Here is a 12,278-nt window from a genome sequence, read left to right on the forward strand (position 1 = left end):
GCAATCCAGGCGTCCACTGGACTCACACACGTGTGAGTTATTACAGTGAATCCAATCCAATTATTATTATTACGTGGCTACTGTGCCACTTGGTGAATGGCTCGGCTCAAGCGCCGACGAAGGACGTGCCAAGCTGCGAAAAGCTGCAGGGAGTCGCACGGAGACTAAGAACTGCAGATTTCCGAATGGGAATCCCCACCGCAATTGCTTCGCGCAATGGGGAACGCCGAGAACTGAAACATCTCAGTATCGGCAGGAAAAGAAAGCAAACGCGATGTCGCTAGTAACGGCGAGTGAACCCGACACAGTCCAAACCGAAGCCTTCGGGCAATGTGGTGTATGGACTGACAATCATCAGTCGAACCTCTATCAGAAGTCTTCTGGAACGGAGCATGAAACAGGGTGACAATCCCGTACGATAGACCAGTACGCTGTGCGTCAGTTCCCGAGTAGCAGGGGTCGGAAATCCCTTGTGAATATCGCGGGCATCGACCGCGAAGACTCAATACGTCTTGAGACCGATAGCGAACAAGTAGCGTGAGCGAACGCTGAAAAGCACCTCGAAAAGAGAGGTGAAATAGGGCCTGAAATCAAGTGGCGATGGAGCGACAGGGCATACAAGGCCCAACAGAAAACGAACCGGGTGCAAACCCCCAGTAGGAACTGTTGGGAGCCGATGTTCTGTCGTACGTTTTGAAAAACGAGCCAGGGAGTGTATCATAATGGCGAGCCTAACCCGAGTATCGGGGCAGGCACAGGGAAACCAATACGACCGCAGCGCTTTGCGCGAGGGTCACCGTCTTCAAGGGCGGGGAGTCATTGGGGTACGACCCGAAACCGGATGATCTACGCATGGGCAAGGCGAAGCGTGGCGAAAGCCACGTGGAGGCCTGCTAGAGTTGGTGTCCTACAATACCCTCTCGTGACCTATGTGTAGGGGTGAAAGGCCCATCGAATCCGGCAACAGCTGGTTCCAACCGAAACATGTCGAAGCATGACCTCCGTAGAGATAGTCCGTGAGGTAGAGCGACCGATTGGGAACGCCGCCTCCGAGAGGAGTCGGCCTCCCTGTCAAACTCCAAACTTACGGACGTTGTTGACGCGGGGAATCCGGTGCGCGGGGTAAGCCTGTGTACCGTGAGGGAGACAACCCAGAGCTGGGTTAAGGTCCCCAAATGTGAGCTAAGTGCGATTGAAGGTGGTCGCAAGCCCTAAACAGCCGGGAGGTGAGCTTAGAAGCAGCTACCCTCTAAGAATAGCGTAACAGCTTACCGGCCGAGGTTTGCGGCGCCGAAAATGATCGGGGCTCAAGTTCACTACCGAGACCTAGCGGCACTCTTGATCGAGTGATCCAGTAGGTTGGCATTCTGAATGGGTGGAAGTGCGGGCGAGAGTTCGTATGGACCGTTCAGTATAGAAAATCCTGGCCATAGTAGCAGCGTTAGTCGGGTGTGAACCCCGACGACCTAACGAGTAAGGGTTCCTCAGCAATGCTTATCAGCTGAGGGTTAGCCGATCCTAAGTCCCATCGCAATTCGAGTGGGACAACAGGGAAACTGGTTAATATTCCAGTGCTAACACCATTCAAAGTCGACGCCTCAGGAAACATCAAGCCGGGCTTTCGCCCGGTCGAATCATCAAAATCCGTGGAAGCCGTAATGGCAGGAAGCGGATGAATGTTGAGATAGCGCAAGTTGATGGTACCCGGGGCCCGTGAAAAGACGAGTGTGTTAATCGTACCGAGATCCGACACAGGTACTCTGGCGGTGAAAGCCAAGGTCTGTCGGGATCAACCGACGTTAGGGAATTCGGCAAGTTAGTCCCGTAAGTTCGCGATAAGGGATGCCTGCCCTGTATAAGGGCAGGCCGCAGTGACTCGGACGCTCCAACTGTCTAGTAACAACATAGGTGACCGCAAATCCGTAAGGACTCGTACGGTCACTGAATCCTGCCCAGTGCGGGTATCTGAACACCCAGTACAATGGGACGAAGGACCCGTTAACGGCGGGGGTAACTATGACCCTCTTAAGGTAGCGTAGTACCTTGCCGCTTCAGTAGCGGCTTGCATGAATGGATCAATGAGAGCGTCACTGTCCCAACGTTGGGCCCGGTGAACTGTACGTTCCAGTGCGGAGTCTGGAGACCCCCAAGGGGAAGCGAAGACCCTATAGAGCTTTACTGCAGGCTGTCGCTGGGACACGGTCGCTACTGTGCAGCATAGGTAGGAGCCATTACACAGGTACCCGCGCTAGCGGGCCACCGAGGCATCAGTGAAATACTACCCGGTAGTGACTGTGACCCTCACTCCTGGCGGAGGACACCGGTAGCCAGGCAGTTTGACTGGGGCGGTACGCGCTCGAAAAGATATCGAGCGCGCCCCAAGATTTCCTCACCCGAGTCGGAGACTCGGAGAAGAGCGCAAGAGCATAAGGAAGTCTGACAGTGTCCTACACAACGAGGGACGCTGACGCGAAAGCGTGGTCTAGCGAACCAATGAGCCTGCTTGATGCGGGCCATTGATGACAGAAAAGCTACCTTAGGGATAACAGAGTCGTCACCGGCAAGAGCACATATCGACCCGGTGGCTTGCTACCTCGATGTCGGTTCCCTCCATCCTGCCCGTGCAGAATCGGGCAAGGGTGAGGTTGTTCGCCTATTAAAGGAGGTCGTGAGCTGGGTTTAGACCGTCGTGAGACAGGTCGGCTGCTATCTATTGGGGGTGTTACGGTATCTGACGGGAACGTTCGTATAGTACGAGAGGAACTACGAATGGGTGCCACTGGTGTACCAGTCGTTCGAAAGAGCGCGTGCTGGGCAGCCACGCACCACGGGGTAAGAGCTGAATGCATCTAAGCTCGAAACCCACCTGGAAAAGAGATACCACCTGAGACCACTCGTAAAAGACGAGTTCGATAGGCTCGGGATGTACGCGCCGAGGCAACGAGGCGTTCAGTCCGCGAGAACTAACAGGTCAATGCCACACAATCATACCGCATATTGGAATTCACACGCACACGCGTGTGAGTCCAGGCGCAAACTGGATTGCACACACTACATACGGTTCAAATGAACCATCAACGATTGGTATCCACGTCACGGTTCGATTCCGTGAGTTGACGTTAAGGCGGCCACAGCGACAGGGCCACACCCGTACCCATCCCGAACACGGTAGTTAAGCCTGTCTGCGTTTCGATCAGTACTGGAGTGCGCGAGCCTCTGGGAAATTCGATTCGCCGCCTCCCACTCATACTCTCATTCATTACCCACCGATGAGCAGCAGCTCTCGGTGGGTTTTCGCTATTTATTAGAACTATAGAAAGCTGGGATTTCGTTATTTTTGTACGCTGTCACACCGCTTCAAGCAGTCATTACTATACCTCTCGTGCATACTCCCGAATTTCGGAGAGAAATTTCGCACCGACGCGCCGACGTTTCGGTACAGCGGTTATTTATCCTTCGTGATGTTTTTCACGTAACACATCTCTCGAGAACTATGAACGACGATAAAGCGTCGAACGGCGAGCGATGGTCGCGCCGTCGAGCAATCGTGGCGCTCGGTGGGATGGTAACGGTTGCGGGCTGTCTCACCGAGTCGAAACTAGGGTAGTCTCCGTCCACGCGGGACGCGACCATCGAATCAACGGGCGAGGGGGATTCGTGGCCGTGCTTCGGCCGCGATGCGGGAAATCACGGTTCGGCATCGACTGCGAGCGCTCCCGCGCGAAACCCGCGAGTTGAATGATTTTTCGACGCCGGAACGCCGACGATGAACAGTTCACCGGTCTTGGTGGACGACGTTGTTTACACGACGGAAACGGGCGACCACGGCGGTATCTGCGCGGTCGATACGAACACCGGCGAGCGAATCTGGAAGTTCGACACCGACGGGTACGTCTCGTCGGCACCTGCCGTCGTCGATGGCATTCTCTACGCCGGAATGTGGGGAAAGTGGTTCTACGCGGTGGACGTCGCGAACGGAAGTAAGCGATGGAAGGTCGATGTCGCTCACCGATTTAGTTCGTCCTCGCCGGTCGTCGCAGACGGGCGGGTTTTCGTCGGGACGGTAGGTGACAGTCCGCTCGTCGTCACCGACCCGGAGGACGAAGAGCAGTTCGAGGCCTGCGCTGTGCTCGCTTTCGATGCGAAAACCGGGGACGAATTGTGGCACTACGACGATTTCGGCGAATGCAACAGCGTCGAATCGTCGCCCACGGTCGCGGACGGCGTCGTCTACGTCGGGTGCAGACACGGCGTTTCGGCAGTGACGGTCGATGGCGAAAACGCGTGGCGACTCAATTTCAAGGGCGAGCGCGAGGACGACCCATACGTGGACTCGTCTCCAGCGGTTGCCGGTGGTCGCGTTTTCACTGGGGCGTCCGATGGCCAACTCAGAGCAATCAGTGAGAAATAGGCTGTCGAGTGTCGGTGCGTTGCTGTCGTGAACTGCGGTAAGTAGTGCTATGGTGGTTGGTGGTGCTGTGGATATGGTGCTGGACGCGGCATGCCGTCGCTCACTCCTTGCAGTCGTTCGCATTGTAATCCTTTCCGGGGTGGAGTATTTCCCTCGTCAAAAGAAGGCCAATCCGGACAGCATCGGTTCGTTTTGGTTGCGCGGTCGTCGAGGTCGGGTGCGCGTGCACACCGACCCGAAAAACACCACTGAAATACCATGATAATTTTGCATATATCCTCCGGCTTTCGGAGGACATAATAGCTTTCGATGCCGGTCGTAGCCGACGATATTTAATACGTAGAGCGAAGAACACTACCGGTAGGAATGGTCTCCATCGATTCGTCGTCTATCGGGCGAAAACTCCTCCTCGTCGCCCCGTTGATTCTCCTCGTTGCACTGACCCTCGCAGTTGGTTTCGTCGAACTACCGTGGAACGACGGCCTCGACGAGAAATCGGCCGAACCGACCGCGCTCGACCACTGCCGAACGATTTCCGAGCCCGGTGAGTACGTTCTCACCGACGATTTCGGCGGCACGACCGGATTGGCGAGCAGTTGCCTCGTCATCAATTCGAGCGACGTTCGGATAAACGGCTCCGGACACACCATGTTGGGGAGGGGGGTCACCGACTCCACGGGAATCGTGGTCGATAACAAATCCGGCGTCTCGAACGTGACGATTCATTCTGTTCGGGTCGAGCGGTGGAATCGCGCGATTCACCTCCGCAACGCTTCGGACGTGACGATTCGAAACGCGAGCACTGTTCGGAGCGCGACCGGAATCACGGTGTGGAACAGCACCGGCGTCACGGTGAAAAACACGTGGATCGCCCGCAATCTGTTCGGCGTCGTCGTTGACAACCGAAGCCAGCAGGTGAATCTCACGTCAGCTCGGTATCGCGATAACTCCGCCGCAAACAGCACGCGTGGGACGGGCGAAGTGTAGCACGTAGCCGCCATTCGAGTTGCTTTCGTCACTCGGGTCGTTTCGTTATTTAAGATATTTCTTTACTCGGGCTGTTCCTCTCCGGGTGCCTGCTCCGCTTTTTTCTTGATGATATCCGCCCAATCCGGGTACTCCTTCCGCTCTTCGCCCTCGTACTCGGGGTCGCCGGACATGGCCTTGATACTGCTCGCATCGTCCAAATCCCACACTGCGCCATCTTCGTGAAACAATCCGTTGAGAACGCCGTGTTCGCGGAGGTAGAGCGAGAACGCCGGTTTAACCATAAGCGACCAGAAGAAGTTCCCAATGCCGGATCGTTGAATCGTCGGCGCGAGTGAGGCATAGTCGGGAACCGCGGCCTCGCCAGACACCTCCGCGAAGAATGTATCGCCGGGACGGATTCGCTGCCACTCGGAAAGCCACACCGGGGCACCGATCTTGTCCTGAATGTGGTTCGCCTGCCGCAACACGCCCTCATAGAGGTCTGTCGTCCGGGCGAAGTTGTAGTGGAACTGGAGGATGTCCATCCCCCATTCGAGATAGTCGGCGTTGTTCGCCAAACTGGTCGAACCCATCGAAAGCGGGAGTTCGCCCTGATATAGGGTGAGCGTTTTTGACATCTGCCGGAAAAACCGAATGTCTTTCTCATTCCAACCGGGTTCGTTAGTCAGTTCGATGGCCAGCAGTCGCTCGTCGTTGCGATAGCGCTCCATGAACTCGACAATAAAATCGCGCGGATCGTCCCACAGTGATTTGCTCGCCATAGTTCTCGTCGAGGGTGAGAACGCCTGCACCGCGGTTCGCGGATCGTCGTTGATGAGATTTTCGTAGGTAGGTTCGCGCCCTACGCTGTCGAACAGGCCGAGCAGCACGCGCATGCCATAGCTGTCGGCGGTGGAAAGGAAGTGTTCGAGCGCCTCCCAGTGCTCGTCGGGATGTTCGAGCCAGTATTCGTAGCTCATCCACGTCCGAATGGCGTTTAAGTTGACGCTGTCGGCGTAACCCAAATCCCGTTCGATGATTTCGGGGTCGTAATCCCGCCACATCTGATATCGATTGAACGCCCGTGCGGGGATGTAAATAGCGCCGCGAACGTCCACTGGCGCGTCGGTTTCCGGCGGGAGGTTGACCGCGACGTGACGATTCTTCTGGTTTCCGGTTCGGTTCGAAGTGGAGGTCCCGAATATCGTACTTCCGGTGATTGTCGGGAGTCCGCCAGCACTCGCACCGACACCGGCGAGAAACTGACGGCGACCAACTCGTCTGCTCATACCTTGCGTTCACGCTCGAAGATGAACAAACTGTCCCTCGGTGACGGCTCCCTCGGGTTGAATCGATGAAATCTGTGTGGTCGTGACACACCGGAGTGTAACCGACATCACAACGGCGCGGAATACTTTCTCGTCTCGAAATCTATATTGTACCGCCGGAAGAGATATTCCAAACAGTCGGAACAAGTATCACTGCTCAATTCGTTCGATTTTCGCATGGTTGATGTAAGTGGGCATTTTGGGATGGCACTGTTGTTCGCCGGGCCAGCGTGGATCGTTTGGGGTCGGCGTGGGGCACTCGGATTTACGGCCTTCGCGCTGGTGACGGCGATGCTTCCGGACATGGATTTGCCCCTTCGGCACGTTCTTCTGGTCTCTCACCACGGTATCACGCACACGCTGTTGTTCGTCGGAATCGTAAGTATCCTCGGCGGAGCGGCCAACGCGCGCATTCTCACCGCACCGTTGAACGCAAATCGGTGGATACGAGCACCGATATTCCGCCCGAAACGGTATTCGTTTTCGTAACCAGTGGTCTCCTCACGGGCGGTATCAGCCACATCTTTGCGGACCTGCTTTCGGCACCCGACATCGCCGCCCGCTGTCGCCGTTCTGGCCGGTGTACAGCGACCCCGTCATCATCGACGTTATCTACTTGATTCGCCGTTCTGGAACTTCGGACTGCTCGCGGTGGCCATCGGGATACACTTTGTTCTCGCTGGAAATCGACGATACCCGCTCGACACGTGCTACCGACTGGGGGTTCCTGATGACGTCCCGAACATTCGCACGATTTAGGACGAACGTAACCCATTCATTTCGTTCATCGACGGTTCGCGTGCGTCGCAACCGGTATCGCGTTTCACCCATCAAATCCCCATTTTTCGCCGTCTTAGCTGGTTTCTAACCCGTTTCGACTGTTCGTGAACCGAAAACGGTCGATGGTGCTGATAAGGCCTGCCAGTACATACACGAGTGCGCCGATCCCGGCGCAAGAGAAACGAAACGACACACGACGCGAGAGAAACGAAACGACACACGACGCGAGAGAAACGGCGAAACAAAGCGACACAGTACGACAATGCGATTCGTCCGAGTTAGGAATTTGAGTCATCCGACCTGCCGACCTGAACTGCCGCAAAAACAGTCTCTTCCCCCCTTCGGCCTTCCACCATGAAAGTTACGCCACAGTTGCTCAAAGAATTGCTCACGATTGTCACTATGCTTACGACGTTCGTCAACACGATGACAGAGATGGCACATATCACGAACACGCGAATCGTCATCGTCGTTCTGCTGGCCTGCCTCCTCGGATTGACCTTGTTGATGCGAGAGTGAGTAACGAGTGAACGGCCGATGACGCACGAGCGAGAAAATCGAGCACCATCGACCGTCATGCCCACAAGAGTATTTCAGTCAGGTTGTCGAATAGGGTATCGGGAGGGGTGTCAGTGCTTATCATCGATTCGAGTAGCGTCGTTCCACCGCTCGCAGGCCACGAGCTGCTCTTTCTGTTCGGGCAGTTGTTCATTCTCCTATTCACGGCCCGCGTTCTTGGCGAAGTAGCTAGATACTTCGATTTTCCGTCGGTGTTGGGCGAACTGCTCGCGGGTATTGTCCTCGGACCGTCAATACTCGGAGCGCTCTTTCCGGGTCTTTTCGTAGCGTTGTTTCCGCCCAACCCAGCGCAGTATCACCTGATCGAAGCGGTTTCGTGGCTCGGGCTGCTCATGCTGTTGGTCGTCACCGGCTTCGAAACCGACCTCGACCTCATCGCCAGTCGGGCCCGCAGAGCCACCTCGATTGCGAGCGCGAGCATCGTTGTCCCGTTCGTCCTCGGATTCGGTATCGCGTGGGTGCTTCCGTCGACGTTCCTCACGGCGGACGGAAACCGGTTCGTGTTCAGCCTCTTCATCGCGACCGCGCTCTCCATCTCCGCGATTCCCGTCATCGCAAAAATTCTCCTCGACCTCGGTATCATCGAGCGCGAAATCAGCCAGTTGACCATCGCCTCGGGGATGATAAATGACACTGTCGGCTGGATTCTCCTCGCCGTCGTCGCCGGACTCGCGCGCGGCACCGAGGAAACGGCGATAACGACCGCGGGGACGACGATTATCTCCCTCGCTATTTTCCTCCTGTTGTCGTTTACCGTCGGCCTCCGCCTCGTTTCCCGCCTCATTCGCTGGGTCGATAGCACGTTCAACAGCGACCTCTCGCTCGTCACGACGGTTATGATTCTCGCGCTGGGCGTCGGGACGCTTACGCACGCGCTCAGGCTGGAGGCCGTCCTCGGCGCGTTCGTCGTCGGCGTTCTCGTCGGGCGGGTGAATCGGTTCGACCAAGGGGTTCGTCACGTCTTCGAAGTCATCACGCTGGGTATCTTCGCCCCAATATTTTTCGCCACGGCGGGACTCCGCGTCGATTTGACGGCCCTCACGACGCCGTCGATACTGCTCGTCTGTGCCGTCGTGTTAGCCGTCGCCATCGCCGGAAAGTTCATCGGCGCGTTCGTCGGTGCGCGCGGTGCTGGACTGTCGAACTGGGAAGGCATCGCAATCGGGGCGGGATTGAACGCCCGCGGTGCGCTGGAAATCATCGTCGCAACCGTCGGCCTCAGCCTCGGCGTGTTAACCGAGACGATGTATACGATAATCGTCGTCATCGCCATCGTTACTTCGCTGTTCGCGCCGCCGATTCTCCGCTTCGCCATCGATCACATCGAACTTTCGGGCGAAGAAGAGCGACGGTTACAGCGCAAACAACGAGATGAACAGAGCTTTTTGGGGTCGGTCTCGCGTGTCCTGCTCCCGACGCGCTGTAGCGTCCACGCCCAACTCGCCGCACAGTTGCTGGGGCACATCGGCCGAAATCGAGATATTGAAGTGACGAACATGTACGTCGTCGGCGCGAGCGAATCGAAAGGTAGTTCGATAGTCAGCCGAATACGCCGACGCCTCTCCAAACACGGTTCGAATACGCCCGATCCGCGGAGTAATGGTGGCTCCTCGGCTAGAAATCACACCGAAAACGCCGTCGCAGAGAACTGTCTCGACATCGCCACGCAACAGCTATCGCTTTCCGAGGAGATGGTTCACAATCGCGTTCGTCCCAGACGGGGGCCAGTCGGCGAGACCGTCACCCAGGAACTCCACCGAGGATACGACTTCTTGGTGCTCGGGATGGGAACCGAGAATGGCGAAGCCGGCCGCGAAACAAGAGACGGTGGAATGAAAACGGAGAATGGCGAAACGGGTCGTAGACCCGGGGATGGCAACGGACGACCGCTGTTCGACCTCGGTATCGAAGACGTGCTTCAAGCGACATCGACGCCCGTTATGGCCGTGAACGCCAACGTCGATAGCGGAAACGGGCCGCTCGACTCGGTTCCGATTCGACGAATTCTCGTCCCAACGGTCGGAACCGAATTCAGCCGTCACGCCGCCGAAATCGCCTTCGAAATCGCGCTCGACTGCAACGCATTGGTGGAAGTCGTGCACGTCATCGACCTCAGGCGACTCCAAGAACTGTTCGTCGGCGAGGCGGACGTGTCCGAGGCGGTCGAAATCGGCACTGAAATCGCCGATCGAGAAGCGATGCTCGGTCGGCAACTCGGTGCGAACGTGCTGACCGACGTGCTTATGGACGACCATCCGGAGCGCGCGATAATCAACCGAGCGACGACGAACGAGGTCGACCTCATCGTTCTCGGAAGCGAACTCCGGTCGCTCTCACAGCGCGCGTTTTTCGGCTATCACGTCGAATACGTGCTGAAAAATGCGCCCTGCTCGGTCGCGGTGGTAAGCTCCCGGTAGGACGCGAAACATTCGGCCGGAACGTTTCGGTCATCACCGTCGAGATTGAGATAATCGTTCCGCGAAGGGCATTTCTCGAAAAGATTCATACGCGAACAGCGACTCAAATCTAGTGCGAACTGAATGGGGGATGTTAGCATGGAGGATTCAAACGACACGGATGACGCACTTCGCACAGATGGTTCAATCATCGTTCCGCCGGACGATGAATCACCAACGTGGCTCGAACGCAAGCAACGAACGCAGGGACTAGCTCGCCTAACCTACGAATATTTCGAGCACGCGCGCTACGAAGACCAGCAGTTGCGACAGGACTCCAGCTACGTCGAGCGTGACGTGCTGGCGTTTCCGACGTGGCCCCACGAGATGATTCGCAACCTCTCCATCGTGAGCTTTTTCGTCGGAATGATTCTGTTTCTCTCCGCGACGCTTCCGCCTCATCTCGGCCCACCGGCCGACCCGAGTTCGACGCCGCTCATCATCCTTCCCGACTGGTATCTGTACTGGTCGTTCGGCCTGCTAAAACTCGGGCCGCTGAACCCGGAGCTCACCGTCCTCGGCGGGGATAAGCTGATGGCCGACCGAACCTACGGCGTCATCGCGAACATCGTCGTCGTCGGCGTCATCGCCATCGTCCCGTTCCTGAACAAAGGAAGCGCCCGGCGACCGGTCGAAGAGCCGTTCTGGGCCGCGGTCGGCGTGTTCGGCGTTATTTTCGCCATCACGATTAGCGCCTTCGCGGTACAGAACCTCGTCCCCATCGACGCGAACTTGCTCTTCGACCTCACGATGCTCCTTCCGTTCGTCGGCGGGCTCATGACCTACGCGATTCTCAAATCGATGCGCGAGGGATACATGTTCGAACTCAACCGACGCTACTACCGACTGCGCCCACCGAAGTGAGCGCGGTCGGGCGGTATCGTTGGAAAACCGACGGAAACCGAGCCTCCGCTCAGTCGATGGTACCCAAACGACCCGGCGCGCCTCCGGCGACGCCGGGTCGCCGAAGCGCGTCCCAGAGCGTCGCTTGATTGCTCGTTACGACCGGAATTCCGAGGTCGGCTTCGAGCGCTTCTATCGACGGAAACGTCCGGTAGTTCGTGCAGGAGACGAACACGGCGTCTACGGAGTCGGCGAGCGGTTTCGAATCGCCTGCCGACTCCGACTTCGAGTTCGAAGTCGGTTCAGAATCTGATTTTGAACTCGACTCCGACCGGGAACTCGAATCCGAATTTAGTTCGAGTTCCGAAACGACTTTCCGAACCTGTCGGTAGGTGTCTTCGGGTCGCAGCGTCCCGATTCCGATGTTCGCCTCGATTCCGCGTCCGTCCAGTTCGACCACGTCGAATCCGGCGTCGTTCAAGTACGATTCCTCGCGGTCGTTCAGTTCGTCGGTGTACGGCGTCACGACCGCGATTCGTTCGGCGTCGAGCGCCCGCAGCGCGCGTTTGACCGACAGCGCGGTGGCGACCGCGGGCACTTCCGCCGTCTCCGACAGCGACCGTTCGAGGTCGCCGTCGAATCCGCTTCCGTGCAGGAGGCTTCCGGTCGTGCAGGCGTAGGCCACCACGTCCACGTTCGCGTGGGCGAGTCGCTCCGCGCAGGCGACCGCATCGTCCGCCATCGAATCCAGCTCCGCCACGGTCACCGATTCGAGGGGCATCCGGGCCGCGTGAAGGCTCACGCCGTCGGGGAGCGCCCGCCGAAACTCGCCTTCGACGGTCGTGTTCGAGGACGGGACGACGACGCCGAGACGGGCGCGCCAGCCGAACATTATCGCCACCTCCGTTCCCG

General features: G+C 57.5%; 8 protein-coding genes, 2 rRNA genes and 1 pseudogene. 9 read left to right on the top strand and 2 right to left on the bottom strand.

Annotated features, from left to right (window positions below; all coding sequences use genetic code 11):
• The first annotated feature begins 68 nt into the window (after positions 1–68).
• The 5 genes from LIX15_RS10255 to LIX15_RS10275 all read left to right on the top strand — a co-directional run bounded on the left by LIX15_RS10255 (position 69) and on the right by LIX15_RS10275 (position 5,398).
• Positions 69–2,986 (top strand): 23S ribosomal RNA (locus LIX15_RS10255).
• 134 nt (positions 2,987–3,120) lie between these two features.
• A 5S ribosomal RNA gene (gene rrf, locus LIX15_RS10260) occupies positions 3,121–3,242 on the top strand.
• A 524-nt stretch (positions 3,243–3,766) separates the two neighbouring features.
• Positions 3,767–4,411: an outer membrane protein assembly factor BamB family protein gene (locus tag LIX15_RS10265; protein ID WP_227776836.1), complete on the top strand. Its 645-nt coding sequence runs from the start codon at positions 3,767–3,769 to the stop codon at positions 4,409–4,411.
• A gap of 73 nt (positions 4,412–4,484) precedes the next feature.
• Positions 4,485–4,673 (top strand): hypothetical protein, encoded by a 189-nt coding sequence (locus LIX15_RS10270; protein ID WP_227776837.1) that lies wholly within the window; start codon positions 4,485–4,487, stop codon positions 4,671–4,673.
• A 104-nt stretch (positions 4,674–4,777) separates the two neighbouring features.
• Positions 4,778–5,398, top strand: coding sequence for a right-handed parallel beta-helix repeat-containing protein (locus LIX15_RS10275; protein ID WP_227776838.1), 621 nt, complete (start codon positions 4,778–4,780; stop codon positions 5,396–5,398).
• Positions 5,399–5,460: 62 nt separating this feature from the next.
• Here the strand turns inward: LIX15_RS10275 and LIX15_RS10280 are convergent, their stop codons facing one another.
• Positions 5,461–6,669, bottom strand: a complete 1,209-nt coding sequence (locus tag LIX15_RS10280) for a glycoside hydrolase 5 family protein (RefSeq protein WP_227776839.1) — start codon at positions 6,667–6,669, stop codon at positions 5,461–5,463.
• A 216-nt stretch (positions 6,670–6,885) separates the two neighbouring features.
• Here LIX15_RS10280 and LIX15_RS33195 point away from each other — a divergent pair.
• The 4 genes and pseudogenes from LIX15_RS33195 (at position 6,886) to LIX15_RS10305 (ending at position 11,387) form a co-directional block, all read left to right on the top strand.
• Positions 6,886–7,467: pseudogene (locus tag LIX15_RS33195) on the top strand (metal-dependent hydrolase).
• 375 nt (positions 7,468–7,842) lie between these two features.
• Positions 7,843–8,007 (top strand): hypothetical protein, encoded by a 165-nt coding sequence (locus LIX15_RS10295; protein WP_227776842.1) that lies wholly within the window; start codon positions 7,843–7,845, stop codon positions 8,005–8,007.
• 113 nt (positions 8,008–8,120) lie between these two features.
• The gene (locus LIX15_RS10300; protein WP_227776843.1) at positions 8,121–10,484 is read left to right on the top strand and encodes a cation:proton antiporter domain-containing protein; all 2,364 of its coding nucleotides are present in this window, start codon (positions 8,121–8,123) and stop codon (positions 10,482–10,484) included.
• Between the two features lie 138 nt (positions 10,485–10,622).
• Positions 10,623–11,387, top strand: a complete 765-nt coding sequence (locus tag LIX15_RS10305; protein ID WP_227776844.1) for a cytochrome b family protein — start codon at positions 10,623–10,625, stop codon at positions 11,385–11,387.
• 49 nt (positions 11,388–11,436) lie between these two features.
• Here LIX15_RS10305 and LIX15_RS10310 read toward each other — a convergent pair whose 3' ends face one another.
• Positions 11,437–12,258: a maleate cis-trans isomerase family protein gene (locus LIX15_RS10310; protein WP_227776845.1), complete on the bottom strand. Its 822-nt coding sequence runs from the start codon at positions 12,256–12,258 to the stop codon at positions 11,437–11,439.
• Positions 12,259–12,278: the final 20 nt, after the last annotated feature.

This window comes from Haladaptatus pallidirubidus (genome assembly GCF_020700235.1).
GTDB classification, from domain to species: Archaea; Halobacteriota; Halobacteria; order Halobacteriales; family Haladaptataceae; genus Haladaptatus; species Haladaptatus pallidirubidus.